The sequence below is a fragment of the Pseudomonas sp. HD6422 genome (assembly GCF_025377065.1).
Lineage (GTDB): Bacteria > Pseudomonadota > Gammaproteobacteria > Pseudomonadales > Pseudomonadaceae > Aquipseudomonas > Aquipseudomonas putida_U.
Map to the genome: position 1 here is coordinate 64,073 of NZ_JAHWIW010000012.1, position 26,536 is coordinate 90,608.

At 62.2% G+C, this 26,536-nt stretch carries 28 protein-coding genes; 16 read left to right on the forward strand and 12 right to left on the reverse strand.

The window, feature by feature from the left end; translation table 11 throughout:
- Positions 1 to 72 precede the first annotated feature (72 nt).
- Both trpA and trpB read right to left on the reverse strand, forming a co-directional pair.
- Positions 73 to 882, reverse strand: a complete 810-nt coding sequence (gene trpA, locus KY379_RS10960; protein WP_261239836.1) for a tryptophan synthase subunit alpha — start codon at positions 880 to 882, stop codon at positions 73 to 75.
- The gene (gene trpB / locus KY379_RS10965; protein WP_261239837.1) at positions 879 to 2,096 is read right to left on the reverse strand and encodes a tryptophan synthase subunit beta; all 1,218 of its coding nucleotides are present in this window, start codon (positions 2,094 to 2,096) and stop codon (positions 879 to 881) included. Before trpB ends, trpA begins: the two co-directional genes overlap by 4 nt.
- A 109-nt stretch (positions 2,097 to 2,205) precedes the next feature.
- Here trpB and KY379_RS10970 point away from each other — a divergent pair, with 109 nt between their 5' ends.
- On the forward strand, positions 2,206 to 3,102 hold the full coding sequence (locus KY379_RS10970; RefSeq protein ID WP_261239838.1) for a LysR family transcriptional regulator: 897 nt from the start codon (positions 2,206 to 2,208) through the stop codon (positions 3,100 to 3,102).
- Here KY379_RS10970 and KY379_RS10975 read toward each other — a convergent pair.
- On the reverse strand, positions 3,099 to 3,422 hold the full coding sequence (locus KY379_RS10975; protein WP_133325733.1) for a YqjD family protein: 324 nt from the start codon (positions 3,420 to 3,422) through the stop codon (positions 3,099 to 3,101). The genes KY379_RS10970 and KY379_RS10975 overlap by 4 nt on opposite strands.
- 150 nt (positions 3,423 to 3,572) lie before the next feature.
- On the opposite strand from KY379_RS10975, the gene KY379_RS10980 reads away from it, so the two are divergent.
- Both KY379_RS10980 and KY379_RS10985 read left to right on the forward strand, forming a co-directional pair.
- Entirely contained in the window at positions 3,573 to 3,788 is a 216-nt protein-coding gene (locus KY379_RS10980; protein ID WP_133325735.1) for a dodecin, read from the forward strand.
- A 98-nt stretch (positions 3,789 to 3,886) separates the two neighbouring features.
- Complete coding sequence (locus KY379_RS10985) at positions 3,887 to 4,108, forward strand: DUF1161 domain-containing protein (RefSeq protein ID WP_133325737.1); 222 nt, start codon at positions 3,887 to 3,889, stop codon at positions 4,106 to 4,108.
- A gap of 26 nt (positions 4,109 to 4,134) precedes the next feature.
- Here the strand turns inward: KY379_RS10985 and KY379_RS10990 are convergent, their stop codons facing one another.
- Positions 4,135 to 5,139, reverse strand: a complete 1,005-nt coding sequence (locus KY379_RS10990) for an LLM class flavin-dependent oxidoreductase (RefSeq protein ID WP_133325739.1) — start codon at positions 5,137 to 5,139, stop codon at positions 4,135 to 4,137.
- Between the two features lie 154 nt (positions 5,140 to 5,293).
- Here KY379_RS10990 and KY379_RS10995 point away from each other — a divergent pair, with 154 nt between their 5' ends.
- Both KY379_RS10995 and KY379_RS11000 read left to right on the forward strand, forming a co-directional pair.
- Positions 5,294 to 5,719 carry an OsmC family protein gene (locus tag KY379_RS10995; protein ID WP_133325741.1) on the forward strand — a complete coding sequence of 142 codons (426 nt, stop codon included), beginning with the start codon at positions 5,294 to 5,296 and terminating at the stop codon, positions 5,717 to 5,719.
- A 74-nt stretch (positions 5,720 to 5,793) separates the two neighbouring features.
- Positions 5,794 to 6,027: a DUF1161 domain-containing protein gene (locus KY379_RS11000; RefSeq protein WP_133325743.1), complete on the forward strand. Its 234-nt coding sequence runs from the start codon at positions 5,794 to 5,796 to the stop codon at positions 6,025 to 6,027.
- 50 nt (positions 6,028 to 6,077) lie between these two features.
- Here the strand turns inward: KY379_RS11000 and KY379_RS11005 are convergent, their stop codons facing one another.
- Both KY379_RS11005 and KY379_RS11010 read right to left on the reverse strand, forming a co-directional pair.
- Positions 6,078 to 6,491 (reverse strand): hypothetical protein, encoded by a 414-nt coding sequence (locus KY379_RS11005; RefSeq protein WP_133325746.1) that lies wholly within the window; start codon positions 6,489 to 6,491, stop codon positions 6,078 to 6,080.
- Positions 6,492 to 6,546: 55 nt separating this feature from the next.
- Positions 6,547 to 6,960 (reverse strand): hypothetical protein, encoded by a 414-nt coding sequence (locus tag KY379_RS11010; protein ID WP_133325748.1) that lies wholly within the window; start codon positions 6,958 to 6,960, stop codon positions 6,547 to 6,549.
- Positions 6,961 to 7,043: 83 nt separating this feature from the next.
- Between KY379_RS11010 and KY379_RS11015 the strand changes: the two genes are divergently transcribed.
- Entirely contained in the window at positions 7,044 to 8,108 is a 1,065-nt protein-coding gene (locus KY379_RS11015) for an aminopeptidase (RefSeq protein ID WP_261239947.1), read from the forward strand.
- 38 nt (positions 8,109 to 8,146) lie between these two features.
- Here the strand turns inward: KY379_RS11015 and KY379_RS11020 are convergent, their stop codons facing one another.
- Together KY379_RS11020 and KY379_RS11025 are read right to left on the reverse strand one after the other, a co-directional pair.
- The gene (locus KY379_RS11020; protein WP_133325750.1) at positions 8,147 to 8,797 is read right to left on the reverse strand and encodes an HAD family hydrolase; all 651 of its coding nucleotides are present in this window, start codon (positions 8,795 to 8,797) and stop codon (positions 8,147 to 8,149) included.
- An 85-nt stretch (positions 8,798 to 8,882) separates the two neighbouring features.
- Positions 8,883 to 9,431, reverse strand: coding sequence for a gamma carbonic anhydrase family protein (locus KY379_RS11025; RefSeq protein WP_133325752.1), 549 nt, complete (start codon positions 9,429 to 9,431; stop codon positions 8,883 to 8,885).
- Positions 9,432 to 9,497: 66 nt separating this feature from the next.
- Between KY379_RS11025 and prlC the strand changes: the two genes are divergently transcribed.
- The 6 genes from prlC to KY379_RS11055 all read left to right on the forward strand — a co-directional run bounded on the left by prlC (position 9,498) and on the right by KY379_RS11055 (position 17,818).
- Positions 9,498 to 11,585, forward strand: a complete 2,088-nt coding sequence (prlC, locus tag KY379_RS11030) for an oligopeptidase A (RefSeq protein ID WP_196171458.1) — start codon at positions 9,498 to 9,500, stop codon at positions 11,583 to 11,585.
- On the forward strand, positions 11,582 to 11,866 hold the full coding sequence (locus KY379_RS11035; RefSeq protein WP_261239845.1) for a YheV family putative zinc ribbon protein: 285 nt from the start codon (positions 11,582 to 11,584) through the stop codon (positions 11,864 to 11,866). Before prlC ends, KY379_RS11035 begins: the two co-directional genes overlap by 4 nt.
- A gap of 116 nt (positions 11,867 to 11,982) precedes the next feature.
- Positions 11,983 to 13,983 (forward strand): M3 family metallopeptidase, encoded by a 2,001-nt coding sequence (locus tag KY379_RS11040; RefSeq protein ID WP_261239847.1) that lies wholly within the window; start codon positions 11,983 to 11,985, stop codon positions 13,981 to 13,983.
- A 63-nt stretch (positions 13,984 to 14,046) separates the two neighbouring features.
- The gene (locus KY379_RS11045; RefSeq protein ID WP_133325760.1) at positions 14,047 to 15,102 is read left to right on the forward strand and encodes a PA0069 family radical SAM protein; all 1,056 of its coding nucleotides are present in this window, start codon (positions 14,047 to 14,049) and stop codon (positions 15,100 to 15,102) included.
- Positions 15,103 to 15,380: 278 nt separating this feature from the next.
- Positions 15,381 to 16,100 carry a carbonic anhydrase gene (locus tag KY379_RS11050; RefSeq protein WP_133325762.1) on the forward strand — a complete coding sequence of 240 codons (720 nt, stop codon included), beginning with the start codon at positions 15,381 to 15,383 and terminating at the stop codon, positions 16,098 to 16,100.
- A 191-nt stretch (positions 16,101 to 16,291) separates the two neighbouring features.
- Positions 16,292 to 17,818 (forward strand): SulP family inorganic anion transporter, encoded by a 1,527-nt coding sequence (locus tag KY379_RS11055; protein WP_261239851.1) that lies wholly within the window; start codon positions 16,292 to 16,294, stop codon positions 17,816 to 17,818.
- 37 nt (positions 17,819 to 17,855) lie between these two features.
- On the opposite strand, the gene KY379_RS11060 is transcribed toward KY379_RS11055, so the two are convergent.
- The 4 genes from KY379_RS11060 to KY379_RS11075 form a co-directional block, all read right to left on the reverse strand.
- A complete protein-coding gene (locus KY379_RS11060) occupies positions 17,856 to 19,436 on the reverse strand; it encodes a M48 family metallopeptidase (protein ID WP_261239853.1) in 1,581 nt (526 codons plus the stop codon).
- Positions 19,433 to 19,795 carry a hypothetical protein gene (locus KY379_RS11065; RefSeq protein WP_261239854.1) on the reverse strand — a complete coding sequence of 121 codons (363 nt, stop codon included), beginning with the start codon at positions 19,793 to 19,795 and terminating at the stop codon, positions 19,433 to 19,435. The genes KY379_RS11060 and KY379_RS11065 overlap by 4 nt, the downstream gene beginning before the upstream one ends.
- A complete protein-coding gene (locus KY379_RS11070) occupies positions 19,792 to 21,174 on the reverse strand; it encodes a CHASE2 domain-containing protein (RefSeq protein ID WP_261239855.1) in 1,383 nt (460 codons plus the stop codon). The genes KY379_RS11065 and KY379_RS11070 overlap by 4 nt, the downstream gene beginning before the upstream one ends.
- 106 nt (positions 21,175 to 21,280) lie before the next feature.
- Complete coding sequence (locus KY379_RS11075; protein ID WP_261239856.1) at positions 21,281 to 21,922, reverse strand: hypothetical protein; 642 nt, start codon at positions 21,920 to 21,922, stop codon at positions 21,281 to 21,283.
- 370 nt (positions 21,923 to 22,292) lie between these two features.
- Between KY379_RS11075 and coxB the strand changes: the two genes are divergently transcribed.
- Genes coxB through KY379_RS11095 form a run of 4 tightly spaced genes read left to right on the forward strand, consistent with a single transcriptional unit; the run spans position 22,293 to position 26,533 of the window.
- A complete protein-coding gene (gene coxB / locus KY379_RS11080) occupies positions 22,293 to 23,420 on the forward strand; it encodes a cytochrome c oxidase subunit II (RefSeq protein ID WP_261239857.1) in 1,128 nt (375 codons plus the stop codon).
- A 43-nt stretch (positions 23,421 to 23,463) separates the two neighbouring features.
- Entirely contained in the window at positions 23,464 to 25,053 is a 1,590-nt protein-coding gene (gene ctaD / locus KY379_RS11085) for a cytochrome c oxidase subunit I (RefSeq protein ID WP_136912326.1), read from the forward strand.
- Between the two features lie 9 nt (positions 25,054 to 25,062).
- On the forward strand, positions 25,063 to 25,629 hold the full coding sequence (locus KY379_RS11090; RefSeq protein ID WP_133325773.1) for a cytochrome c oxidase assembly protein: 567 nt from the start codon (positions 25,063 to 25,065) through the stop codon (positions 25,627 to 25,629).
- Between the two features lie 16 nt (positions 25,630 to 25,645).
- Positions 25,646 to 26,533, forward strand: coding sequence for a cytochrome c oxidase subunit 3 (locus tag KY379_RS11095; RefSeq protein WP_133325775.1), 888 nt, complete (start codon positions 25,646 to 25,648; stop codon positions 26,531 to 26,533).
- The last annotated feature ends 3 nt before the right edge of the window (positions 26,534 to 26,536 follow it).

Here is a 26,536-nt window from a genome sequence, read left to right on the forward strand (position 1 = left end):
GGCAAGCCCGCTCTGTGGGAGCGCAGAACCGCCGCTGCCACAGAGCAGGTGCTGCCGCAAAGGCGGCGCGGATCAGCGCCGCGCGCCGCGCACCCCTTCGGCCAGCGCCGAGCACAGGCTCAGTACATCACTGACAGCCTGGTCGTCATCGTTGGCCTTGGCGATCTTGTCGACCAGCGCCGAACCCACGACCACACCATCGGCCAGGCGCGCAATTGCCGCTGCCTGCTCCGGGGTACGGATGCCGAAGCCGACGCTGATCGGCAGGTCGGTATGTCGGCGCAGGCGAGCAATGGCTTCGGTCACGTGCTCGGTGGTCGCCGAACCCGCACCGGTCACACCAGCCACCGACACGTAGTAGACGAACCCGGAACTGCGCTCCAGCACACGCGGCAGACGCACGTCGTCGGTGGTCGGGGTGGTCAGGCGAATGAAGTCGATGCCCGCGGCCTGGGCCGGGGTCGCCAGCTCGGCGTCGTGCTCGGGCGGCAGGTCGACGATGATCAGGCCATCGACGCCCGCTTCCTTGGCCTGGGCAACGAACTGCGCCACGCCGAAGCGATGGATCGGGTTGTAGTAACCCATCAGCACGATCGGCGTGGTCTGGTTATCCACTCTGAATTCACGAACCATCTGCAGGGTCTTGGCCAAGGTCTGGCCAGCGTCCAGGGCACGCAAGGTGGCCAGCTGGATGGCTACGCCATCGGCCATCGGGTCGGTGAATGGCATGCCCAGCTCGATCACATCGGCACCGGCGGCCGGCAGGCCCTTGAGGATCTGCAGCGAGGCGTCGTAGCCCGGGTCGCCAGCAGTGACGAAGGTGACCAGTGCGGAGCGGCCTTCGGCCTTGAGCTCGGCGAAGCGTTGTTCAAGACGGCTCATGCCTGTTTCTCCTGGGCTGCCATGTGGTTCATCACGGTTTGCATGTCTTTGTCGCCACGGCCCGACAGGCACACGACCATCAGGTGGTCCTTGGGCAGGGTCGGCGCGCGCTTGATCGCCTCGGCCAGGGCGTGGGAGCTCTCCAGCGCCGGGATGATGCCCTCCAGGCGGCAGGTGGCATGGAACGCATCGAGGGCTTCATCGTCGGTGATGCTGACGTACTCGACGCGCTTCACTTCGTGCAGGTAGGCGTGCTCAGGGCCGATGCCGGGGTAATCGAGTCCGGCGGAAATCGAGTGGGCATCGGTGATCTGGCCGTCGTCGTCCTGCAGCAGGTAGGTGCGGTTGCCGTGCAACACGCCCGGTACGCCGCCGTTGAGGCTGGCCGCATGCTTGTCGGTGTGCACGCCGTGGCCGCCGGCTTCGACGCCGATGATCTGCACGCTCGGCTCTTCGAGGAATTCATGGAACAGGCCCATGGCGTTGGAGCCGCCGCCGACGCAGGCGACCAGGCTGTCAGGCAGGCGGCCTTCCTTCTCCTGCAGTTGAGCGCGGGTTTCCTTGCCGATGATCGACTGGAAATCACGAACCATGGCCGGATATGGGTGCGGGCCGGCTACGGTGCCGATCAGGTAGAAGGTATCGTCGACATTGGTGACCCAGTCGCGCAGGGCTTCGTTCATGGCGTCTTTCAGGGTGCCGGTGCCGGCGGTGACCGGGACGATCTCGGCGCCCAGCAGCTTCATACGGAACACGTTGGCCTGCTGGCGTTCGATGTCGGTGGCGCCCATGTAGATCACACAGGGCAGACCGAAGCGCGCCGCCACGGTGGCGGTGGCCACGCCGTGCATGCCGGCGCCGGTTTCGGCGATCAGACGCTTCTTGCCCATGCGTTTGGCCAGCAGCACCTGGCCGATGCAGTTGTTCACCTTGTGCGCGCCGGTGTGGTTGAGTTCTTCACGCTTGAAGAAAATCTTCGCGCCGCCGCAGTGCTCGGTCAGGCGTTCGGCGAAGTACAGTGGATTCGGCCGGCCAATGTAGTCACGCTGGAAATAGGCCAGGTCCTCGACGAACTTCGGGTCTGCCTTGGCCGCTTCGTACTCGCGGGCCAGGTCCAGGACCAGGGGCATCAGGGTTTCGGCCACGTAGCGGCCGCCGAACGAGCCGAACAGGCCGTTGGCATCCGGGCCGGGGCGGTATTGGGTCTGGGTCATGGGGCGCTCCAGGGCGTTATGAATGAGTGATGGGCTTTACTCTAACCACGACACGCCCGGCTGAAAACCGATAAGATTGCGCTAACCTGTCAGGAAATCTCACACGACGATGGCCCACGATCTCCCCCCGCTCAATGCCCTGCGCGCATTCGAGGCCACGGCCCGGCTCAACAGTGTCAGTCAGGCAGCCGAAGCGCTTCACGTGACCCACGGCGCCGTTAGCCGGCAGCTCAAGGTGTTGGAGGAGCATCTGGGGGTGGCGCTTTTCGTCAAGGATGGCCGTGGCATCAAACTCACAGATGCCGGTATCCGCCTGCGCGATGCGAGCTTCGACGCCTTCGACCGGCTGCGGGGCATCTGCGCGGAGCTCAGCCGGGACATCAGCGAGGCACCATTCGTGCTGGGCTGTTCGGGAAGTCTGCTGGCGAGGTGGTTCATACCACGGTTGGGAAGATTGAACGCCGATCTGCCAGAGTTGCGCCTGCACCTGTCGGCTGGCGAAGGTGACCTCGACCCACGCCGTCCCGGGCTGGATGCGCTGCTGGTCTACGCCGAGCCTCTTTGGCCTGCGGACATGCAGGTGCATGTGCTGGCCGAAGAGCGCATCGGGCCGGTACTGAGCCCGCATTTCGCAGGCTTCGAGCGGCTCCGCACGGCCCCGGCGCAGGCTCTGCTGGGAGAGCCTCTGCTACACACCACCTCAAGACCCCAGGCATGGCCGACGTGGGCTGGCAAACAAGGGCTGGACGCCGGTGCCCTTCAGTATGGCCAGGCCTTCGAGCACCTTTACTACCTCTTGGAAGCGGCGGTTGCGGGCCTCGGTGTCGCCATCGCGCCGCAACCGTTGGTGGCCGATGACCTGCGTGCCGGGAGGTTGAGCGCGCCTTGGGGGTTCTCGCCGACCCGGGCGGCGCTGGCGCTATGGGTGCCGCGGCGCGCCGCAGATGGGCGCGCCGAGCAGTTGGCGCAATGGCTGCGCCGGGAGTTGGACAGTCAGTTGGCCTAGTTGCGCTTGCACAGCAACCAGGCGGCCAGCAGACCCAGCGCCCCCACCGCTACACCTGCGGTGGTCAGTGGGTGCTCCTGGGCATAGTCGCGGGTAGCGATGCCGGTTTGGCGGGTGCGGGTCTTGACCTCTTCATAGGCCTCGCCGAGCAGGCTGCGCGAGTGACGCAGCGCGCTTTCGGCATTGCTGCGAATGGTCTTGAGTGACTTCTGCGACTCCTCGGAGGCGTCGTGCTTAAGGTTTTCCAGGGCTTTGAGCAGGCTTTCGATCTCCGACTCCATGCTTTCCAGGGACGCTTTGCGCAGCGAATTGCGTGGCATGTGGACTCTCCTTCGCGGTAGGGGTGGTAAGGATTGCGACTTCCCGCTGCGTTGAAAGTGCGATCGAACTTTCCGCGCCGTCGACGGCTCGCAGGTAAACCAAGCCGGCGCTGCTAGGCTCAAATGTCACAACCCTTCAAGGAGAACGTCATGAGCGATCATCACACGTACAAGAAAATCGAGTTGGTTGGATCGTCTACCACCAGCATCGAGGACGCCATCAACAATGCACTGGCCGAGGCGGCCAAGAGCATCAAGTTGTTGGAATGGTTCGAGGTGGTCGATACCCGCGGGCATATCCGCGATGGCAAGGTCGAGCACTACCAGGTGACGCTCAAGGTCGGCTTCCGTATCGCCAACAGCTGAAGTTCGGCCGGGGCCAGTGGCCCAGGCGTGCTGATACTTCTCGAGGGTGCCGCTGCCGGCGCCCTTTTTCGGCTTCATTCAATCAGGAAAAGTGAGTGATGAATAAAGTGATGTCGGCAGTAGCGCTCATGGTGTTGGCGGGCGGAGCTTCAGCGGCGGGCAAGCCGTGCGATGAGCTCAAGGCGGAAATTGCCGCGAAGCTCGATGCCAAGGGGGTCGAAGGCTATACCCTCGAAGTGGTGGACAAGGGCGAGCCGGCGGGCAAGGTCATCGGTAGCTGCGAGGGCGGCACCAAGGAAATCGTCTACCGGCGTGGTTGATGCGAGGGGTTTGCCCGCGTATGAGGTCACGCAGTCTTGAGCGCTTGGGCCATCAGCTCATAGGAACGCACTCGGTCGGCATGCTCGTAGAGGTCGCAGGTGAAGATCAGCTCATCCGCTCCGGTCTGCTCCAGCAACACCTCCACCTTGGCGCGTACTTTCTGAGGGCTGCCAATCATCGCCAGGCCCAGGAAACTACCCACCGCATCGCGTTCATGGGGCAACCACAAGCCGTCCATGCTCGGCACCGGTGGGCGCTGCATCAGGCTTTGTCCTCGGATCAGCGCGAGAATGCGTTGGTACACCGAGGTGGCCAGGTACTCGGCCCGCTCGTCGGTGTCGGCAACCACCATCGGCACGCCGAGCATCACGTAGGGCTTGTCCAGGGTGGTCGAGGGCTTGAAGTGATCGCGGTAGATGCGGATCGCCTCATGCATCATGCGCGGCGCGAAATGCGAGGCGAAGGCATAAGGCATGCCGCGCATACCGGCTAGTTGAGCACTGAACAGGCTGGAGCCGAGCAGCCACATGGGCACCTCGGTATCGTGACCCGGCACGGCGATCACTTTCTGGTCATCGGTTCGCGGCCCCAGGTAGCGTGACAGCTCCTCGACGTCGTCCGGAAAATCGTCGGGACTGCCAGCACGGTCACGGCGCAAGGCATGGGCGGTCATTTGATCGGACCCCGGCGCACGGCCCAGGCCCAGATCGATCCTTCCAGGATAGAGGCTGGCCAGGGTGCCGAACTGCTCTGCGACCACCAGGGGCGCGTGATTGGGCAGCATGATACCGCCGGAGCCTACGCGAATGGTCGAGGTGCCACCTGCCAGATAGCCGATCAGCACCGAGGTGGCGGAGCTGGCGATGCCGTCCATGTTGTGATGCTCGGCCACCCAGAAACGGTTGTAACCGAAGCGTTCGACGTGGCGCGCCAGGTCCAGGGAGTTGTGTAGCGCTTGGGCAGGACCGGCGTCGGCGCGTACCGGTACCAGGTCGAGTGTGGAAATCTTCAGGTCACGCAGCTGGGTCATCGGAGCCTCCGCAAAAGGACATAGGCCAGAAGCCTTTTGTTCTGTGTATGGGCAGAATCGCAGTAATCAATGCTCGCCGGTGGATTGATCTGAACTTGCTGTACGAGAGCTGCCTCTGAATCAGTACGTATGTAACCCTTGACCAGGAGGCATCATGAAAAAGACAGCATCGGCGGTTTGGCAAGGTGGACTCAAGGACGGCAAAGGCCGGATTTCCACCGAAAGCGGGGCGCTCAAGGAGAGCCCCTACGGTTTCAATACCCGGTTCGAAGGCTCGCCTGGGACCAACCCGGAAGAGCTGATCGGCGCCGCGCATGCCGGTTGTTTCTCCATGGCGCTGTCGATGATGCTCGGCGAAGCGGGGCTTACCCCGGAGCGCATCGATACCACTGCCGAAGTGAGCCTGGAGCGCGAGCCCGATGGATTCGCCATTACTGCGGTACATCTGACCCTCAAGGCCAAGGTGCCCGGTGCCAGCGAGGCGCAGTTCCTGCAGATCGCCGACAAGGCCAAAGCCGGCTGCCCGGTGTCCAAGGTGCTGAAGGCAAAGATCAGCCTGGATGCTTCGCTCGAGGGCTGAGCCGCGAAACGGTGGCAGATTGCTGTAGTCTAAAGTGCGTTGGCAGCGAGGCTGCCTTTTCGGGAGCCGTTCCTATGAAACGCGTCGTAATTGCCGCACTGGCCTCTGTCCTCGCCACTTCAGCATTAGCGGCGGTCAAACCGTGCGAAGAGCTCAAGGCCGAGATCGAAGCGAAGATCCAGGCTGCTGGCGTACCGTCCTATACCCTGGAAATCGTGCCCAATAGTGAGGTGAAGGACCAGAATATGGTCGTCGGCTCCTGCGATGGCGGAACCAAGAAGATCATCTACCAGAAGAACGATCAGTAAGCGCTCGCCCCATGGAAGCAGCCAAGGCCGCTTCCATGGGGTCGCTGCGCCTAGGGTATGCAGAACACGTTGCTCGCTTCATCCACCACCTTGTTGCGGCTGGCGTCGTACATCGCCACCTCGGGGTCCATGACCGGCGCACGGGCAACCAGGCGATAACGTTCACCGGCCTTGAAGTTATCGAAACGCACGGTGAGATAGCAGGTGCGATCCCGAGGGTCGGTGGTCAAGCCGCCTGAGTACACTTCGTAGTCGAAGCGCACCACCAATTCGTGCTTGCCGGGGGTTACCTGGAAGTAGCGGCCATCGTTCAGCCGTTGACCGTCGAGTCGGTCGGCCATGACCAGACGCCCAGGGGTCATGGTGTAGAGGTCGACCCAGGCCTGCTTGGGGTCGGCCGGCGGCAAGGGGCTGGCGCAAGCCCCCAGGGCACTGAGGGCGATCAGCATCATGGGCTGGCGCATTGCAATACTCCCGCGTGCGACTCACAAGGTACAAGCATAGCGCCGTTCAGGCGGTTCAGGTGCGCTGACAGCCCGCTGGCAGGCCTTGGCCGACGAGTTTTTGCTGGTGATCGTAGAGCTTGATCCAGGGCCGGAAGCCGATGCTGCCGGCTTGCAGCTGATAGCGCTGGCCGGCGCCGAAGTCCTTGAACGTCAGGTTGAGCTGGCAATCGCGCCACAGTGGTTCATTCACCGGGCCGATATTGCTCGGCGTGACAGGGAACTGATAGCGCACGGTCAACTCGTGGCTGCCAGGCGCTACTTCGAAGTAGCGATTGTCTGCCCATTCACGTTCGTCCACCTGGACGGCGTGCAACGATGTATCGGCATGCGGGTCTAGATCGATCCAGGCCTGATTGGGATCGGGATCGGGCAAGGTCGAGCAGGCAGATAGCAGGGTCAGCGAACTGGCGACCAACAGTGCACGCATGGCGGTACTCCCCCGGGCAAGATAGTCTTGGGCGCATTGGCCGTGAGCGAGCGGGACGACCCCAGATGGATCGAATTTTTCTTTTGCAGCGCTCGGGCCCTGGGCCACTCGACCGCATTTTCAGCAGATTGGTTCCCCTGCTGGCCGTGCTTCTGCTGAACGGTTGCACCAGCGTCGGTTATTACGGGCAACTGGCCCAAGGGCAATGGCAACTGCTGCGGGCGCGCCAGCCTGTGGATGACGTGTTGGCCGATCCGACCAGCAGCCCGCTATTGCGCCAACGCCTGGCTCATGCGGAACAGGCGCGGCGCTTTGCCAGCGAACACCTGCAACTGCCAGATAATCGCAGCTACCGGGTCTATGCCGACCTCGGTCGACCCTATGTGGTGTGGAATGTCTTCGCGACTCCCGAGCTGTCGCTGCAACCGGTGACTCACTGCTTCCCCATCGCCGGCTGCGTCGCCTACCGCGGCTACTACCGTCAGGGCGCAGCTCGCGGTGCGGCGGCGCTGATGCGCCAGGACGGCCTGGATGTTTATGTCGGGGGCGTCGAGGCCTATTCGACCCTGGGTTGGTTCGACGACCCGATTCTGTCGACGATGGTCGGCTGGGGCGATGAGCGCCTGGCGGCGTTGATCTTTCACGAATTGGCGCACCAGCGCTTCTATGTGCGTGACGACACCGCGTTCAATGAGTCGTTTGCCACCTTCGTCGAGCAGGAGGGTGCCCGGCAATGGCGCGCGGCCTTTGGATTGCCGGCGTTGGAGGATGGCCAGGCCGGACAACGGGCGCAGTTCACTCGATTGGTACTGGCCAGTCGCGAGCGCCTGCAGGCGATCTATGCAGGTCCGCTGGACGATGCGCACAAGCGGGAGGCCAAGCAGGCCGAATTTCAGCGCCTGCGGCGCGAGTACCGGGTATTGCGCGATGGGCCGTGGGCGGGGGACAAGCGCTACGACGCCTGGATCTACGGGCCGATGAACAATGCCAAACTGCTGCCGTTTGGTCTGTACGACCAGTGGGTGCCAGCGTTCGCGGCGTTGTTTGGCGAGGTGGGCGGGAATTGGCGGCTGTTCTACCAGCGGGTGGAGCGATTGGGGCAGTTGCCGATCGAACAGCGCACAGCAGCGTTGCAGCGGTTGAGGTAAGCCGACGAGGGTTTGGGGCCGCTCTGCGGCCCCGGCCATCAGGCCTTGATGAACGCCTGATGCAACTGCGCCAACGTGGCGAAGTGAAAAGCCGGCGCTTCAGCCTCCAGTTCATCCTGGCTGCCAAACCCGTACCCGACCGCCACCGCCTGCAGCCCATTGCTGCGAGCGCCGATCAGGTCGTGCTTGCGGTCGCCGATCATCAGCGTCTGCGAAGGATCCAGCCCCTCCTGGTCCAACAGGTGGCGAATCAACTCGACCTTGTTGGTGCGGGTGCCATCCAGCTCGCTGCCGTAGATCACTTTGAAGTGGTGGTCGAAAGCGAAGTGACGGGCGATCTCACGGGCGAACTCCCACGGTTTTGAGGTGGCGATGTATAGCGTGCGGCCCTGGTCGTTGAGTGCCTCGAGCAGCTCAGGCACGCCATCGAACACGTGGTTCTCGTAAAGACCGGTCACCCGGAAGCGTTCGCGGTAGTGGTTCACCGCCTCCCACGCCTTGGCTTCGTCGAAATCGTAGAACTGCATGAAGGCCTGTAACAGCGGTGGCCCGATGAAGTGCTCCAGGCGCGTGAGGTCCGGCTCGTCGATGCCCAGTTTGGCCAGGGCGTATTGGATCGAGCGGGTGATGCCCAGACGAGGGTCGGTCAGGGTGCCGTCGAGGTCGAAAAGGATGTTCTGTTGGTGCATGAGGCGTTCCACTTGAATGCTGCGGGGTCTTCTTCGCGGGCAAACCCGCTCCCGCAAGGGATGGCGCCGCTTGGCCGCGAAGAAGTCACTCAGGTTGGTCGTAGCCTTCGGCCAGGTGCTGGTCCTTGAGCTTTACGTAGTTGCCGGCACTATACGGGAAGAACGCCCGCTCCTTGTCGGAAAGCGGTCGCGCTTGCTTCACCGGGCTGCCCACGTACAGGTAGCCGCTCTCCAGGCGCTTGCCCGGCGGCACCAGGCTGCCGGCGCCGATGATCACCTCGTCTTCGACGATGGCGCCATCCATGATGGTGCTGCCCATGCCGACCAGGATGCGATTGCCCAGGGTGCAGCCGTGCAGCATCACCTTGTGGCCGATGGTCACCTCGTCGCCGATGATCAGCGGGAAACCGTCGGGGTTGAACGGGCCGGCGTGGGTGATGTGCAGCACGCTGGCGTCCTGCACGCTGGTGCGCGCACCGATACGGATGCGGTGCATGTCGCCGCGGATCACCGTCAACGGCCACACCGAGCTGTCCTCGCCGATCTCCACGTCGCCCAGCACCACTGCCGAACGGTCGACGAAGGCACGTGGTCCAACTTTCGGAGTGTGTTGCTGGAAGCTTCGGATGGCCATGATAGCGTCTCTCATCTGTGCCGATAGGCAGGCTGCCTGCTGCGGTCGGCGTCGATTGTAATTAAGATGGTCCAGTGTTTCTTCTGCCAAGGTATCCAAACCGTGAGTGCGAACAACCCGCTTCTGCAGCCCTACGATCTGCCGCCGTTCTCGGCGATCCGTGCCGAACACGTGCTGCCAGCCATCGAAGAGATCCTGGCCGACAACCGCAAAGCCATTGCCCAGATCCTCGAAAAGCAAGGCAAGCAGCCTACCTGGGCCGGCCTGGTGCTGGCCATGGACGAACTCAACGACCGACTGGGCGCTGCCTGGAGCCCTGTCAGCCACCTCAACGCGGTGTGCAACAGCCAGGAGCTGCGCGAGGCCTATGAGGCGTGCCTGCCGGCGCTCAGTGCCTACTCTACCGAACTGGGACAGAACCGTGCGCTGTTCGAAGCCTATCAGGCGCTGATCGACAGCCCCGAAGCCGCTGGCTTCGACGTGGCGCAGAAAACGATTCTCGAGCACGCCCTGCGTGACTTCCGCCTGTCGGGTATAGACCTGCCGGCCGATCAGCAGCAGCGTTATGCCCAGGTGCAGAGCAAGCTCAGCGAACTGGGCAGCCGCTTCTCCAACCAATTGCTCGACGCTACTCAGGCCTGGACCAAGCACGTCACCGACGAAGCCGCCCTGGCCGGCCTGCCTGATTCGGCCAAGGCACAGATGGCCGCCGCCGCCCAGGCCAAAGGCCTCGAAGGCTGGTTGATCACACTGGAATTCCCCAGCTACTACGCGGTAATGACCTACGCCAGCGACCGCGCGCTGCGCGAAGAGCTGTACGCCGCCTACTGCACCCGTGCCTCGGACCAGGGGCCGAACGCCGGTCAGTTCGACAACGGCCCGGTGATGCGCGAGATCCTCGATCTTCGTCAGGAACTGGCCGAGCTGCTGGGCTATAAGCACTACGCCGAACTGAGCCTGGCGACCAAGATGGCCGAGTCCAGCGACCAGGTGCTGAGCTTCCTGCGTGACCTGGCCAAGCGCTCCAAACCCTTCGCCGCCCAGGACCTGGAGCAACTCAAGGCCTACGCTGCCGAACAGGGCTGCGCCGAGCTGGCCAGCTGGGACGCAGGCTATTTCGGTGAGAAGCTGCGCGAGCAGCGTTATAGCGTCTCGCAGGAAACCCTGCGTGCCTACTTCCCCATCGACAAGGTGCTCGGGGGCCTGTTCGCCATCGTCCAGCGCCTGTACGGCATCGAGATTACCGAGCTCAAAGATTTCGACACCTGGCACCCGGACGTGCGTCTGTTCGAGATCAAGGAAGACGGCCAACACGTCGGCCGCTTCTTCTTCGACCTGTATGCCCGCGCCAACAAGCGCGGCGGTGCCTGGATGGACGGCGCTCGCGACCGTCGCCGCACGGCCGAGGGCGCGTTGCAGAGCCCGGTGGCCAACCTGGTGTGCAACTTCACCCCGGCAGCGCCCGGCAAGCCCGCGCTGCTGACCCACGATGAAGTCACCACGCTGTTTCACGAGTTCGGCCACGGCCTGCACCACCTGCTGACCCGCATCGAGCATGCTGGCGTGTCCGGCATCAACGGCGTGGCCTGGGATGCAGTCGAGCTGCCGAGCCAGTTCATGGAGAACTGGTGCTGGGAACCTGAAGGCCTGGCGCTGATTTCCGGTCATTACGAAACCGGTGCTGCCCTGCCCCAAGACCTGCTGGACAAGATGCTGGCGGCGAAGAACTTCCAATCCGGCATGATGATGGTGCGCCAGCTGGAATTCTCGCTGTTCGACTTCGAGTTGCACGCCAGTCACGGCGATGGCCGCAGCGTGCTACAGGTGCTCGAAGGTGTTCGCGACGAGGTCTCGGTGATGCGTCCGCCGGCGTACAACCGTTTCCCCAACAGCTTTGCCCATATCTTCGCTGGCGGTTATGCCGCAGGTTACTACAGCTACAAATGGGCCGAGGTGCTGTCGGCCGACGCCTTCTCGCGCTTCGAGGAAGAAGGCGTGCTCAACGCCGAGACCGGCCGCGCCTTCCGCGAGGCTATTCTGGCCCGTGGTGGTTCGCGTGAGCCGATGGTGCTGTTCGTCGACTTCCGTGGCCGTGAGCCTTCCATCGATGCCTTGCTGCGCCACAGTGGCCTGAGCGAGGACGCGGCAGCATGAGCGAGGTCGTCGTGAACAAGACCAAGAAGCGTTTCATCGCCGGTGCGGTATGCCCGGCGTGCAGCGAGCCGGACAAGCTGATGATGTGGAACGAGGACGGTGTGCCGCACCGCGAGTGCGTCGCCTGCGGCTTCACCGACACCCTCAACGAGCAGGGCCTGTCGGTGCCCAAGGAACTGGGCACACGGGTCAATCAGCAGGCGCCCAAGGCCGCTGCCCCGGCCCAGGTGCAGACGGTGCAGTTCTTCCCCAACCCCAAGCTGAAAAAGCCCACCGAGTGATCTTCGGGCCGGCGCCTGCACGGGCGCCGGCCCTGTTGCACTTAGATATGGCTTCCTGACCTGGTTGAGCGGCGCCCTACCTTGGCCGCCCTTCAATCAGCACCAGGGAGTGCCCCATGACCGACAGTCTGCCCACGCTGGCCCATGGCTTGCTTGACTATTCCGCGTTGCGACCCGAGCAGCTCGAGCCCCTCTTCCGAACCTTGCGCGATACCAATATCGCGGCCCTCGAACAGATCATCCAAGCCCACGGACAATCGCCTGGGTGGGACAATTTCGTGTTGGCGATCGACCGTCTGGACCAGCGAATCGAAGGCCTGTTCGATCTGCTCGTACCGCTGGCGTACGAAGACGGCGCTTGGCGCGACGCAGTCAACGCCTGTTATGAACTGTGCATGGCCTGGAAGCAGGACAAATACAGCCAGCCTGGGCTGCATGACGCCTACCAGCGTCTCGACACCCTCCAGCTCGACGACGAACGGAAAGTGGTGCACGCCCTCATCCTGCGTGACCTGCGCCTGGGTGGGCATGGTCTCCATGGGACCGAACTCGTGCAACTACGCGAGACCGAGGCGGCGATCGCCCGGTTGCAAGACCAGTTCCTGGGCAACCTGGAAAAGGCACGTACTGCCTGGGACTACCTGATCACCGACGAGTCCGACCTGGCCGGCCTGCCGTCGACGCTGCGCGAGCGGCTGGCCGCCAATGCCCAAGCCCTTGGCGAACAGGGCTGGCGGCTCGACCTTGAGCAAGCGACGGTCGAGGCGCTGCTCGCCTGGGCCGACGATCGAAAACTGCGCGAAACGGTGTACCGCGCCTCGCGAAACCTGGCATCCGATCTGGGGCCGGACAGTGCGTTGGACAATGAGCCCGTACTGCGTGCGTTATTGCGCCTGCGTCACGAGCGGGCTCAATTGCTGGGACTGACCGATGCAGCGCAACTGGGCCTGGAAACCCGGGAGGCGCGCACGGCGGAGCAGGTCGAAGGGTTCATCGAAAACCTGATCGAGCAAAACCGCCCTCGCCTGCAAGACGATCTGCGGGTGATCGAGGCCCACGGCGAGCAGCTGGGAATCGCCCCGGTCGAGCCGTGGGACACGGCATACCTGGCGCGTCAGCTACGCCTGCAAGGCAGTGAGGAAATCGAGATGCGCATGCAGACGCTGTTCCCGTTGGACAGGGTCCTGACGGGTTTGTGGCAATTGCATGAGCGGCTGCTGGGTATTCGGATCTCGTCCTCTGCCGTGGTTGCCTGGCATCCGGATGTGCATGTTCTCGAGGTCAGCGAGGCGAGAGCGACCCTCGGTCATATCTACCTGGATATATATGCGCGCGCGGACAAGCTGCCTTGGCCGACCTGCTACCCCATGCGTCAGCGTCATGTCGATGCCGATGGGGTGGTCATATTGCCGGCCGTGCTGCTCTCCTGCTACGTCAAGCGAGTCGCGGGCCAGCCAGCGTCACTTTTGAGTCATGAGCAGCTGTGCCAGCTGTTCCACGAGTTCGGGCATGCCTTGAACCAGGTGCTGGTGACCAACCGGCACCGTCGGCTCAACCGGGTCGCCGATACATCGCTCGGCGCGGACCGTTGCGAGTTCGTTGGCAAGTTCATGGAACAGTGGTGCTGGTCGGCGTCCACCCTGCATGCCGTTGCACAGCCGGCGTCGGTGTCGTTGCCGCAGTTGCGCCAGTGGCTGGCGGCCAGGAGCCGCATGCAATCGGTGAGCGAGGCCGAACAACTGCGCAAGGGCTGGTTCGACTTCTTCGTACACCGTGACCCAGACGCCCGCCAGAACTTGCGCCAGTTGGCCGTCGCTGCCACTCGTCGTGTCGGGTTGCCCGAAGGGTTCGCCGAGGACCGTTTCGCCGAAACGTTCGACTACATGGTGACCGGCTACGAAGCCGGGTTCTACACCTATAAATGGGCGCAGACCCACGCGATCGATGCGTTCACCCGCTTCGAGGCAGCCGATGCCGATGAGGCCGCGTTGGGCCGAGCGGTGCGCCACGAGATCCTGGCCAAGGGCGGCTTGCGTGGTATGGGTGCCTCGTTCCTGGCTTTCGTAGGTCGGAACATGTCGCTGCAAGCCTATGCGCGTCGGCAGGGTTCTGCCTGACGGTAGTGGCAAAGGTTCGGTGCTTTGCGATACTGTACGTAAATACAGTATACGGGGCCGATCATGCAACCGACTTCCATCCGCGGTCGCGGTACCGCCAGCAATCCCCATAACCGCTTCGCGCCCAACCGCTCGGTGGTGGAGGACGACGGCTGGTACCAGGAAGTACCCCAAACCCAGGGCACCGAGGTGCGGGTCGAGATGGCCAAGACCATCATCGCCCGCAATACCTCGCCCGACTTGCCCTTCGACCGTTCGATCAACCCCTATCGGGGGTGCGAACATGGCTGTATCTATTGCTATGCGAGGCCTAGCCACGCCTATTGGGACATGTCGCCAGGCCTGGACTTCGAGACCAAGCTGATCGCCAAGACCAACGCTGCCGAGGTATTGGCCGAGCAGCTGAGCAAGCCCGGTTACGTCTGCGCGCCGATCAACCTCGGCGCCAACACCGACCCCTATCAGCCGATCGAGCGCGACCAGCGCCTGACCCGACAGTTGCTCGAAGTCCTGCTACGTTTTCGCCACCCGGTGACCATCGTCACCAAGGGATCGCTGGTACTGCGCGATCTTGACTTGCTGGCGGAGATGGCCGGTCAGCGGCTGGTGCGGGTGATGATCAGCCTGACCACCCTGGACGATGAACTCAAACGGGTGCTGGAGCCGCGTGCGGCCTCGCCCAAGGCCCGCTTGCGAGCGATCCGCGTGTTGCACGAAGCCGGCGTACCGGTGGGAGTACTGTGCTCGCCGATGATTCCGATGATCAACGACAGTGAGCTGGAGCATCTGCTTCAGGCCGCCAAGGAAGCTGGAGCCCAGAGCGCGGCCTACATGATGCTGCGTCTGCCGCTGGAAGTGGCGCCGCTGTTCGAGCAATGGTTGCAGGACCATTACCCGCAGCGGACAGCTCATGTGCTCAGCCTGATTCGCCAGAGCCGTGGTGGAGCGTTGTACGACAGCCGCTTTGGCGCACGCATGCGCGGCGAGGGTGTGTTTGCCGAGTTATTGGCCCAGCGCTTCGCCCGGGCCATGAAACGTCTGGCGTTCGCCGGACGGGAAGCGCAAGCGCTGGATTGCTCGGCGTTTTGCCCGCCAGGTGGACAAATGGCGTTGTTTTAGGCCGCTGTCCACAGTACGACTAATCCGACTCAATAATTACACTCATACCCCTAGCCATTTGATGCTTTTTTGCTATTATCTAGATCCCGCCTTCCTCATCTGGAACACCCGTTCTAGAGCCTTCGAATTAAGTTTCAGTTAAGTTTTCCCCGTTAGCGTAGGAACCCAGTCGACGAAGACTGTGATCAATGGCCTGTGCGTGTCATCTAACTCCCTGCATAGCCAGAATCTTTCCCCGGTAAAATGGATTTACCTACACACCGCCAAGAGGATGAATCATGCCCGTCAAGGACCCTTCCAAGGTCGTTCCGCAGGCCCCTGCCGAGAGCGCCGATGCCGCCCTCAAACACATCGTCGACGGCTTCCTGCGTTTTCACCATGACGTCTTCCCCGAACAGCAGGAGCTGTTCAAGAAGCTCGCCACGGCGCAAACGCCGCGTGCCATGTTCATTACCTGTGCCGACTCGCGCATCGTCCCCGAACTGATCACCCAGAGCTCGCCCGGCGACCTGTTCGTGACCCGCAACGTCGGTAACGTCGTACCGCCATATGGCCAGATGAACGGGGGTGTTTCCAGCGCCATCGAATACGCCGTACTGGCGTTGAAGGTGCATCACATCATCATCTGCGGTCACTCCGACTGCGGCGCGATGCGTGCAGTACTCAACCCGCACTCGCTGGACAAGATGCCGACCGTCGGTGCCTGGCTGCGCCACGCCGAGGTCGCCCGTACCGTGGTCGAGAACAACTGTTCCTGTGGCAGCGAGCACGAGACGATGCAGGTGCTGACCAAGGAAAACGTCATCGCCCAGCTGCATCACTTGCGCACTCACCCTTCGGTCGCCTCGCGCCTGGCGGCCGGTGAGTTGTACATCCACGGTTGGGTCTACGACATCGAGACCAGCCGAATCGAAGCCTACGACGCTGCCAGCGACAGCTTCATGCCCCTGGCCGCCGGCGAGCCGGTTCCCTGCGCCACTCCGAGAGGCCGCTACTAAGCGACCCGTCCACAGCTAGAGCCTTGATAGCCGGCTGCACCCCATAGGGGTGTGGCGCGGCCTTCGGCTGCCTTGAATTCCCTGACTGCCCTGCCGGCATTTTCGCTGGCGGCCAGCGCCTGCGCGTTCGTCAGGGACCCACGTGCCCACGACCAGCGGATTGGTCGTGCGACAGAGAAAGGAGAAATAGGGTGAACATTACACAGTTGAAAGCGGCCCTGCCGCGTGAGTTGCTAGCGTCGGTGGTGGTCTTTCTGGTCGCTCTACCCCTGTGCATGGGCATCGCCATCGCTTCCGGCATGCCGCCGGCCAAGGGCCTGATCACCGGCATCATCGGTGGCGTCGTGGTGGGCTTTCTGGCCGGTTCGCCGTTGCAGGTCAGCGGCCCCGCAGCGGGTCTGGCGGTGCTGGTGTTCGAGTTGGTGCGCCAGCACGGCATGGGCATGCTCGGGCCGATCCTGTTGCTGGCTGGGGTATTGCAACTGCTAGCCGGGCGCCTGCGCCTGGGCTGCTGGTTCCGGGTGACGGCGCCGGCAGTGGTGTACGGCATGCTTGCAGGCATCGGCATACTGATCGTGCTGTCTCAGGTGCATGTGATGTTCGACACGACGCCGCAGCCGTCCGGTATGCAGAACCTGCTGGAGTTTCCAGCCACCTTGATGGCGGCCTTGCCCCAGGAGGCTGCCGGTAATGGTTGGCAGGCGGGGGCACTGGGTCTGGGGACCATTGCCTTGATGTGGAGTTGGGAGCGTTGGCGTCCGCAGAAGCTGCGGTTCATCCCCGGCGCACTGCTCGGGGTCGCGACCATGACGATCATCAGCATGTGGCTGGCCCTGCCGGTCAATCGTGTGGTGGTGCCTGCCGACCTGTCCGAGGCCATCGACTGGATTCGCCCGGATGACTTGCTCAAGCTGGCCGACCCCACCCTGCTGGTCGCCGCGTTCGCCCTCGCCTTCATCGCCAGCGCCGAGACCTTGCTCTCCGCCGCTGCGGTCGATCGCATGCAAAGCGGCCAACGCTCGGACTTCGATCGCGAACTGTCGGCACAAGGTATCGGCAACATGCTCTGCGGTGTGTTGGGTGCCTTGCCCATGACAGGGGTGATCGTGCGCAGTTCGGCGAACGTCCAGGCCGGTGCGCAGACACGCGCTTCGGCGATCCTGCATGGCCTGTGGTTATTGGCCTTCGTCGTGGTGCTGAGCAGCGTGCTACAGCAGATCCCGGTGGCGAGCCTTGCGGGCGTGCTGGTGTACACCGGTATCAAGTTGGTGGACTTCAAGGCGTTCAGGGGCCTGGGCCGCTACGGGCGGATGCCGATGTTCACCTACGCGGCTACGGCCTTGGCGATCGTCTTCACCGACCTGCTGACCGGGGTGCTGTTGGGCTTCGCTTTGACCCTGCTGAAGCTGGCGTTCAAGGCCGCACGGTTGAAGATCAATCTGGTGAGCCTGGCCCAGCCTGGGCACATGGAGCTGCGCTTGAGCGGTGCAGCCACGTTCCTCAAGGTGCCGGCGTTGACCAAAGCATTGGAGGCCGTGCCTGCTGGCACGCATCTGCATGTGCCGTTGGCCAACCTTCGATACATGGATCACTCGGTGCTCGAGCTGCTCGAAGACTGGGCGCGGGCCCAGCGTCAACTGGGTGCGCGCCTGATCATCGAGCCACGCGGACTCAAGCGCCGGATCGAAGGGCGTTTGCGTACCGCGCCGGAGTGCTGATGTCTTGGATGTCCAGCCCGTGAGGGCTGGACATCGCTCAAGCGGTGGTCGGCACCAGTTTGCGACAGCTCTCTTTACGGCTGGGGTATTGCTCGCATTTGCGCAGCACCTGCTTTACCTGGTTATCGGCCTTGAGCTGACGGTTGGCCATGAGCTTTTCGGTGATGAACAGTTCTTCGGAGCCCAACGTGCGTTCGGCCTCTTCGATCATGGCCAAGGCTGCCTGAGGTTGGTTGTTTCTCAAGTGATGGCCGATTATCAGGTCATAGATCGATGGGCTGGCCAGTGACCAGTCCGTGATGGCCTGCAGGTCGGCCAGCGCGGCGCGGCTGTTGCCTTGCGCCGCATGCAGGCTGTAGGCGGCCCGGCGTATGCCAGGTTGGTCCGCGACCGGAGAAGACAAGGCCTGTGCGACAAACGCTGCGGCTTCTGGGAGTTTTTTCTGTTCCAGGGCGGTCGTTGCTGCATAGGCACTGCGATAGCCTTGCAACGAGCGTTGCACCTCTGCGTTGTCCCGAATCTTTGGCCAACTCCGCCTATCGACACGCGCTCGCGACTGCTGCTTGTATTCGCGTTGCAGATACTGGCGCAGCTCCTCATCCCGATGCATCGGTGACATGTGCGAGCGGCTCAAGTATTGGCCGGTGGAGGCGATGGCGGTTCCCAGACCTTGGTTGAGCAGCGTTTGCAGCTCGCGCGAAGTGCGGTTGATGTCGAACTGCTTCAGGGATTCAGTCACGGCGACCTGCCGCTGTTCCAGGAAACTGCTCAGCAGCGGTTTTTGCTTGCCTTGGAAATCGTTTAGGCGCTGCAAGCTCACACTGGAGGCCCTGGGTGCGTAGCCAGCGCTGACCATCAGGTCGGCCCCCAGCAAGTCGGCCTGATCTTCCTGGGTACGCCCCCATGCGGTGCTCCAGACATTGTCCGAGAAACTATTGGCCAATGCGGTATACAGGACGGTATTGCCGATGGTTTTCTGGGTGCGCAACGGGTCCTTGCTGTAGAACTTGCCAGTATCGCGGTTCAAGCCCGTGTCCTTGGCCATGGCTGCGATCACCACGGTACTGGCGACATTGGTCATCAGCGCCTTTTGCTGCTGGAAGGTTGCAAGGCGATCATGATGGCGCAGCAGTACATGGCTCATTTCATGGCCGAGCATGGCGGCGATCTCGTCTTCGCTCTCGACGTTGTCGAGCATGCCGAGGGGTACGTAGATATTGCCGTAGGGATCGGCCGAAGGGCCGAACGCGTAGCTGTCGATGATGCGTACCTGCAGGGCCGGGGCTTGCCCCGGCCATCCCTTGGCCAGTCGCGTGACGATGCCTTGCAGGTAGGTTTGCAGTTTGGGAATACGCACCAGGTTCTGTTGGCGTATCTCATCGGCAGGCAATGTCCGGCCATCGAAGCTCAGGCGAAGTTGGCCGGCATGCTGAGGGTCAAGGCGGTAGTATTGGCGCACCTGCTCCTGGTCCAAGTAGCGGCCATCCAAGCGCGATTGAGTGGATGGGCCGACCAGGTTCATGAGCGCGTCATTGGCCCCGCCTAAGGTCTGGCAGCCGCTCAACGAAATCGTTAGGGCTGCTGCCAATGAGACGATAAGGGCTTTGTCCTTTGTCATTTTTCACACCCGGCACCGAATCCGATGGTCGAATTATTCTGATGATCTTCGGCCATGCTCCTGGTCAGCTTCTGGCACGGTAGTTTGACGACGTTCAGTGGTGGGGCGACGCGCACGCTCATGGTGTCTAGCCAAACTTTCTCGCCGGCCAAGTCGACCTGTACCAGGTCCAGATCCTTGTTGTACTGCAGCACCTGCACGGCTTGTTTCGGCAGGCTGGCCCGCGCGACGTCGCGCAGTGACTTGCCTTGCTCGTCAAGGATTGGTAGCGGATCTTCTAGAAAAGCCTCGACCATTGGCGTGGCGAACAGGTTTTGGCTCAACAGCGCGGCGAACAGGAAAAGGGCGGTCTTTCTCATCTCTGGGCTCCATGAGTAGCAAAATCCAAACGGCTCCGCGCCTTGCCGTCGAGCAGGGCTTGAATCCGGGTACTGAACAACGTCAGGGAAAGCAACAGCAGGCCTAGCACGTTGGCGGGCGTGTAGTTGCATCGCCAAAGGATTACGCTCAGGCCGCCTAGTAGCATCATGACCAGCCCCCAGGCCATCACCGGGCCGATCCTCAAGTGTGCGCGCTGGCCGCTGAAAGCAGATGAGAACAAGGGGGCTTCGAGTGTCCCTTTGAGGTAGGTGAGCAGGGCCAGCAGTAGCAGCTCGATCGCATCGATGACGTCGATGGAGACATTGCGTAGCAGGTCGAGCTCGGCCAATGTCGGTGTGGACCGGTAGTAATTCATGCCCCAATTGATGAGGTTATCCAGGGCCATTGCGTGCAAGTAGACCCCGGGAACCTTGCCGTGCAGCGGTGACTGCGTGACATCACCAGTCCCTGCGATACGCGCGCCGACCAGCACCATCTTGCCTCGCAGTAATTGCCGCAGCAGGGCCTGCTGTTCCGGGTCAGTTACCTCCAAGTCAGCGGCCGAAAGGGTCAGCGTATAGGCACAGTTGGCTTGGGCGTCGTTGCCGAGCTTCCAGAAAATGGCCTGGAGCAGCTGGTCGAAAAGGCCTGGCACATGGCAGTCGCTGATGTCGGAAACCTTGGCCTGCAGAGGCGATTGGTGCACCCCCCATTGTACGGTCATGGGCCGGAGCCGGATGGCTTCGTCGGCACTGGTGGGCAGCCCGGTGCAGGTATGGCTGAGGCAATAGCGGCGGTACATCGCCAGTGCCGGCGTCTCCAGTGCGCCGAGCTCGGTTGGCACGGCGAGGGGATACTGAGCGCCATATCCGCTCCAACTGACCAAGGCTGGTGTGCTGGCCTTGGCCAGCTGCGGCAAGGTGTTGGCGCCATCTGGGGTGCCACGCTCGACGCCGGTATTGGCTACCAGCAACGCAATGCCCTGCTGCTGGTAGCGTTCGAAGACATTGGCCAAGACCTGACTTTCCATCCGTGGATGCTGGCCGGGCACAACTCGGGAATGGTCATGGCTGTACAACAGGTCGATGAAAACAGCCTCTGGCCTGTAGGCGAGCAGACGTTTGAACAGCCGGCTCTGTTCGGTGTAGGGCAAGGGCCAATAGGTATCGTTGCGCAGCAGATAGTCGTCGTCGATCAATACGACCACGACTTGGCGTTGCCCGTCGTCGGCATAGCTGTTGGCCAACAGCCGGTTCAACCAGCGCGACGATGCATCGTCCGTGGAACTGGCGAGCCCTAAGGGGTCGAGCAGTGCGATCGCGACCAGGGAAAGGCCAAACACCAATTGGCGCAAGGAAAAGCGCGGGAACCTGAGCATCCATGCCTCGAATCAAGTGACGAGGCATTTTGCCACTATTGGTTGCTCCTTCGAAACCCCAGCTATTTCAACCTGCCCATCGCCCAATGGTAATGGGCAGGTTCCCTTAGCAAGGCTGCCCCAGCTCCACCCCCAATTGCCGTGACAGACACGGCCAGCGCTTCCAGGCAGTGCCTGTCTCCGGGCTGCTCAATTTTTCGCGATAGGCCTCTACCGACTCGCTGGCGAAGCTTTCGTCATCGAGCATCTCATCCACCGAGTGGTGCACCACTTCGTCGAGCTGGTTGGCGAACGTCTCGCCGATCAACTGGTGGGCGATCAGGTTGGCTACCGTGGTGTCCACCGGAATCAGCGGCTGGTCGAAATGGCGGATGTACAGGTCGTTGACCTCTTCTACCAGGCGATGGGCCAGGTACGCTTCATCCAGCAGGCAGTCGAGGCCGACCTTGTCTTTCATGACCTCCGGCGGCTGCAGGAAGTAGGCTTCGGCAATCTTCAGCACCGGCTTGATCTGCGACTCGATCCCGGCTTCTCGGGCAACCGAATTGGCGGCCTCCAGCAGCTCCGGCACTTGTTCCACATAAGCGCTGACGAAGCGTGACAAGGTTCCCTGGGCGTCCTGCTCGGGCAGATGAATCGAAGGATGCAGATGCGGCAGTTGCAGTGCCAGCCGCTGGGCCAACTGGCCGGTGTCTGCCTCGTTTTGATGGGCTTTTTGAATCTGCTCGCGTACAGCAGCGATGTTCATGACAACTCCAGGGACATTACGTTTCAAACGGAAGACACTAAATTAGCTCGGTATACAGCATACCTAAGACCTATTTGTTATAACCTGCGCAAACGTGTGCGCTTCTGAGCATAAAGAGTTGCTATTATTTTGCCATAACCGCTCTATCTCGGCGTTCTTCCTGAAATTCTCAATTGCGTGAAGATCATTTCATCCCCGTCATTGCGACGCAGGGGTCCCTGGCTATACTCCGGTTGAACGTGATTCGTTGATGAGGCCCGACTGCTTTATGCAGGGGCTCGGTCGTCGAAGCCAGGCAGTCTTGACCGCCGTCCCCCCCTTGCCGCAGGCCACGCCTCCGGGACAACAAGAACGATAAGGGGAACCCGCAATGATGCGACATCCACATGTCTGGATGGGCCTCCTGTTGTGGACGGTTTTCGACCAGGCCAACGCCGCCTGGACCGTGAACATGGCGCCTGGGGCCACGGAAGTCTCCAACGCCGTCTTCGACCTGCACATGACCATTTTCTGGATCTGCGTGATCATCGGCATCGTGGTGTTCGGTGCGATGTTTTGGTCGATGGTGCTGCACCGTCGCTCCACCGGCCAGCAGGCTGCGCACTTCCATGAGCACACCTGGGTCGAGATCCTCTGGACCGTCGTACCTTTCCTGATCCTCGTAGCCATGGCGATCCCCGCCACCAAGACCCTGATCGACATTTACGATGCCAGCGACTCGGACATCGATATCCAGGTCACCGGCTATCAGTGGAAGTGGCACTACAAGTACCTGGGTCAGGACGTGGAGTTCTTCAGCAACCTGGCCACCCCCGCCGAGCAGATCCACAACCAGACGCCCAAGGACGAGCACTACCTGCTGGAGGTCGACCAGCCGCTGGTGCTGCCGGTGGGCGCCAAGGTGAGGTTTCTGGTGACTGCGGCGGATGTCATCCACTCCTGGTGGGTGCCGGCCTTCGCGGTCAAGCGTGACGCCATCCCAGGCTTCGTCAACGAGGCCTGGACGCGCATCGAGAAGCCGGGCATCTACCGTGGTCAGTGCACCGAGCTGTGTGGCAAGGACCATGGCTTCATGCCGGTGGTGGTCGAGGTCAAGTCCAAGGCCGACTACGACACCTGGCTCGCCGAACGCAAGGCCGAGGCCGCTCAGCTCAAGGAGCTGACCAGCAAGGAATGGACACTCGAGGAACTGGTCGCGCGTGGGGACAAGGTCTATCACACCACCTGTGTCGCTTGCCACCAGGCCGAAGGCCAGGGCTTGCCGCCGATGTTCCCGGCGCTCAAGGGCTCGAAAGTCGCCACCGGGCCCAAGGAGGAGCACCTGAGCGTGGTCTTCCATGGTCGCCAGGGCACGGCGATGGCGGCCTTCGGCAAGCAGCTCTCGGAAGTCGACATCGCCGCGGTGGTCACCTACGAGCGCAACGCCTGGGGCAACGACAAGGGCGACATGGTCACGCCGAAGGACGTGCTCGCGCTCAAACAGGCCGAAGCGAAATGAAGCGGGTTACTCGCGGCAATCAACGGATTGCAGGAGACAGGACATGAGTGCAGTGATCGACGACCACGCCCACGGCCATGAGCACGCCCATGGCCCGGCCAAGGGCCTGATGCGCTGGGTGCTGACCACCAACCACAAGGACATCGGCACGATGTACCTGTGGTTCAGCTTCACCATGTTCCTGCTGGGCGGCTCGTTCGCCATGGTGATCCGTGCCGAGCTGTTCCAACCCGGCCTGCAGATCGTCGAGCCTGCCTTCTTCAACCAGATGACAACCATGCACGGGCTGATCATGGTGTTCGGCGCAGTGATGCCGGCCTTCGTCGGCCTGGCCAACTGGATGATCCCACTGATGATCGGCGCCCCCGACATGGCCCTGCCGCGGATGAACAACTTCAGCTTCTGGCTGCTGCCGGCGGCGTTCCTGTTGCTGGTGTCGACCCTGTTCAGCCCTGGGGGTGGGCCGAACTTCGGCTGGACCTTCTATGCACCGCTGTCGACCACCTATGCACCGGCCAGCGTGACCTTCTTCATCTTCGCCATTCACTTGATGGGTATCAGCTCGATCATGGGCGCGATCAACGTGATCGCCACCATCCTCAACTTGCGGGCGCCGGGAATGACCCTGATGAAGATGCCGCTGTTCGTCTGGACCTGGCTTATCACTGCCTTCCTGCTGATAGCGGTGATGCCGGTGCTGGCCGGTGTGGTGACGATGATGCTGATGGACATTCACTTCGGCACCAGCTTCTTCAGCGCCGCCGGCGGTGGCGACCCGGTACTGTTCCAGCACGTGTTCTGGTTCTTCGGCCATCCCGAGGTGTACATCATGATCCTGCCGGCGTTCGGCGCGGTCAGCTCGATCATTCCGGCGTTCTCGCGCAAACCGCTGTTCGGCTACACCTCGATGGTCTATGCCACGGGGGCGATCGCCTTCCTGTCGTTCATCGTCTGGGCGCACCATATGTTCGTGGTCGGGATCCCTGTGGTCGGCGAACTGTTCTTCATGTACGCCACCATGCTTATCGCCGTTCCCACCGGGGTGAAGGTATTCAACTGGGTGAGCACCATGTGGGAAGGCTCGCTCTCCTTCGAGACGCCGATGCTGTTCGCCATCGCCTTCGTCATCCTGTTCACCATTGGCGGCTTTTCCGGGCTGATGCTGGCCATTGCTCCGGCCGACTTCCAGTACCACGATACCTACTTCGTGGTGGCGCATTTCCACTACGTGCTGGTGCCTGGCGCGATCTTCGGCATCTTTGCCTCCGCTTACTACTGGTTGCCGAAATGGACCGGCCACATGTACGACGAAACCCTGGGCAAGTTGCACTTCTGGCTCTCGTTCATCGGCATGAACATGGCCTTCTTCCCCATGCACTTCGTCGGCCTGGCCGGCATGCCGAGGCGGATCCCCGACTACAACCTGCAGTTCGCCGACTTCAACATGGTGTCGTCGATCGGAGCCTTCCTGTTCGGTGCCACGCAGATCTTCTTCCTGTTCATCGTTATCAAGTGCATTCGCGGCGGCGCACCGGCCCCGGCCAAGCCATGGGATGGCGCCGAAGGCCTGGAGTGGACCATTCCTTCGCCTGCGCCCTATCACACCTTCCAGACACCCCCGGAAGTCAAATAGGAAACCGCCATGTCCGGCTTGCCGATCAAACGCCTGGTCCTGCGCCTGCTGATGCTGACGGTGGTGATGTTCGCCTTCGGCTTCGCCCTGGTGCCGATCTATGACGTGATGTGCAAAGCCTTCGGCATCAACGGCAAGACCGGTGGGCAGTACGAAGGCAGCCAGGTCAGCGACTCGTCCCGCTCGGTGCGCGTGCAGTTCATGTCGACCAATGCCAGCGACATGGTCTGGGATTTCTATTCCACCGCCGACCAGCTCGAGGTCAACCCGGGTGCGGTCAACCAGATGATCTTCATCGCCCACAACCCCACCGACCGGCCGATGAGCGCGCAAGCCATCCCGAGCATCACCCCTGCCGAGGCGGCGGCGTATTTCCACAAGACCGAGTGCTTCTGCTTTACCCAGCAGGTGCTGCAGCCCGGCGAACGCATCGAGATGCCGGTGCGCTTCATCGTCGACCGCGATCTACCGGCCAACGTGAAGCACCTGACACTGGCTTACACCTTGTTCGACATCACTGCGCGTCATCCGCCGGTGGCCCACGCCACGGCAGCCAACGCCCAGGGCGCCCGCTGAGGGAAGGAGAACAGCAATGGCAAGTCATGATCACTACTACGTGCCGGCGCAGAGCAAGTGGCCGATCATCGCCACTCTGGGCATGTTCATCACGGTGTTCGGTCTGGGTACCTGGTTCAACGACCTCAAGGCCGGCCACGCGGACTCCCATGGGCCGTTGATCTTCTTCATCGGTGCGGTGTTCCTGGCCTACATGCTGTTCGGCTGGTTCGGCGCGGTGGTCAAGGAAAGCCGCGCCGGGTTGTACAGTCCGCAGCTCGACCGCTCGTTCCGCTGGGGCATGAGCTGGTTCATCTTTTCCGAGGTGATGTTCTTCCTGGCCTTCTTCGGCGCGCTGTTCTATGTGCGGGTGCTCGCCGGGCCCTGGTTGGGTGGCGAGGGGCACAAGGGCATCGCTCATATGCTATGGCCGAGCTTCGAGTTCGCCTGGCCGCTGCTGCACACCCCCGACCCGACGTTGTTCCCGCCGCCCAAGGAAGTGATCGATCCCTGGCACCTGCCGCTGATCAACACCATCTTGCTGGTGAGCTCCAGCGTCACCATCACCATCGCCCACCACGCCTTGCGTCGCGATCACCGTGGCGCGCTGAAGCTGTGGTTGGGGCTGACTATCGTCCTGGGTGCCAGCTTCATCGCCCTGCAGGCCTACGAATACCACGAGGCGTACACCAAGCTGGGGCTGACGCTAGGCTCGGGGATCTACGGTGCGACCTTCTTCATGCTCACCGGCTTCCATGGGGCCCATGTGACCCTGGGCACGATCATCCTGTTCGTCATGTTCGTGCGCATCCTGCGCGGACACTTCAACCCCGACAAGCACTTCGGCTTCGAGGCGGCCAGCTGGTACTGGCACTTTGTCGATGTGGTGTGGGTGGGGTTGTTCATCTTCGTGTATGTGCTTTAGCGC

Bases quoted from the DNA above. Each gene is read 5' to 3' on its own strand.
- KY379_RS11000 (WP_133325743.1), top strand. From the start codon at position 5,794: ATGAAACGCGTCGTAATTGCCGCACTGGCCTCTGTCCTCGCCACTTCA.
- KY379_RS11060 (WP_261239853.1), bottom strand. From the start codon at position 19,436: ATGACAAAGGACAAAGCCCTTATCGTCTCATTGGCAGCAGCCCTAACG.
- KY379_RS11025 (WP_133325752.1), bottom strand. From the start codon at position 9,431: ATGGCCATCCGAAGCTTCCAGCAACACACTCCGAAAGTTGGACCACGT.
- KY379_RS11045 (WP_133325760.1), top strand. From the start codon at position 14,047: ATGCAACCGACTTCCATCCGCGGTCGCGGTACCGCCAGCAATCCCCAT.
- KY379_RS11050 (WP_133325762.1), top strand. From the start codon at position 15,381: ATGCCCGTCAAGGACCCTTCCAAGGTCGTTCCGCAGGCCCCTGCCGAG.
- KY379_RS10990 (WP_133325739.1), bottom strand. From the start codon at position 5,139: ATGACCCAGCTGCGTGACCTGAAGATTTCCACACTCGACCTGGTACCG.
- trpA (WP_261239836.1), bottom strand. From the start codon at position 882: ATGAGCCGTCTTGAACAACGCTTCGCCGAGCTCAAGGCCGAAGGCCGC.
- ctaD (WP_136912326.1), top strand. From the start codon at position 23,464: ATGAGTGCAGTGATCGACGACCACGCCCACGGCCATGAGCACGCCCAT.
- KY379_RS11090 (WP_133325773.1), top strand. From the start codon at position 25,063: ATGTCCGGCTTGCCGATCAAACGCCTGGTCCTGCGCCTGCTGATGCTG.
- KY379_RS11040 (WP_261239847.1), top strand. From the start codon at position 11,983: ATGACCGACAGTCTGCCCACGCTGGCCCATGGCTTGCTTGACTATTCC.
- KY379_RS11035 (WP_261239845.1), top strand. From the start codon at position 11,582: ATGAGCGAGGTCGTCGTGAACAAGACCAAGAAGCGTTTCATCGCCGGT.
- KY379_RS11070 (WP_261239855.1), bottom strand. From the start codon at position 21,174: ATGCTCAGGTTCCCGCGCTTTTCCTTGCGCCAATTGGTGTTTGGCCTT.
- KY379_RS10970 (WP_261239838.1), top strand. From the start codon at position 2,206: ATGGCCCACGATCTCCCCCCGCTCAATGCCCTGCGCGCATTCGAGGCC.
- KY379_RS11020 (WP_133325750.1), bottom strand. From the start codon at position 8,797: ATGCACCAACAGAACATCCTTTTCGACCTCGACGGCACCCTGACCGAC.
- KY379_RS11095 (WP_133325775.1), top strand. From the start codon at position 25,646: ATGGCAAGTCATGATCACTACTACGTGCCGGCGCAGAGCAAGTGGCCG.
- prlC (WP_196171458.1), top strand. From the start codon at position 9,498: ATGGTCCAGTGTTTCTTCTGCCAAGGTATCCAAACCGTGAGTGCGAAC.
- KY379_RS10980 (WP_133325735.1), top strand. From the start codon at position 3,573: ATGAGCGATCATCACACGTACAAGAAAATCGAGTTGGTTGGATCGTCT.
- KY379_RS11075 (WP_261239856.1), bottom strand. From the start codon at position 21,922: ATGAACATCGCTGCTGTACGCGAGCAGATTCAAAAAGCCCATCAAAAC.
- coxB (WP_261239857.1), top strand. From the start codon at position 22,293: ATGATGCGACATCCACATGTCTGGATGGGCCTCCTGTTGTGGACGGTT.
- KY379_RS10995 (WP_133325741.1), top strand. From the start codon at position 5,294: ATGAAAAAGACAGCATCGGCGGTTTGGCAAGGTGGACTCAAGGACGGC.
- KY379_RS11005 (WP_133325746.1), bottom strand. From the start codon at position 6,491: ATGCGCCAGCCCATGATGCTGATCGCCCTCAGTGCCCTGGGGGCTTGC.
- KY379_RS11065 (WP_261239854.1), bottom strand. From the start codon at position 19,795: ATGAGAAAGACCGCCCTTTTCCTGTTCGCCGCGCTGTTGAGCCAAAAC.
- KY379_RS10975 (WP_133325733.1), bottom strand. From the start codon at position 3,422: ATGCCACGCAATTCGCTGCGCAAAGCGTCCCTGGAAAGCATGGAGTCG.
- KY379_RS10985 (WP_133325737.1), top strand. From the start codon at position 3,887: ATGAATAAAGTGATGTCGGCAGTAGCGCTCATGGTGTTGGCGGGCGGA.
- trpB (WP_261239837.1), bottom strand. From the start codon at position 2,096: ATGACCCAGACCCAATACCGCCCCGGCCCGGATGCCAACGGCCTGTTC.
- KY379_RS11010 (WP_133325748.1), bottom strand. From the start codon at position 6,960: ATGCGTGCACTGTTGGTCGCCAGTTCGCTGACCCTGCTATCTGCCTGC.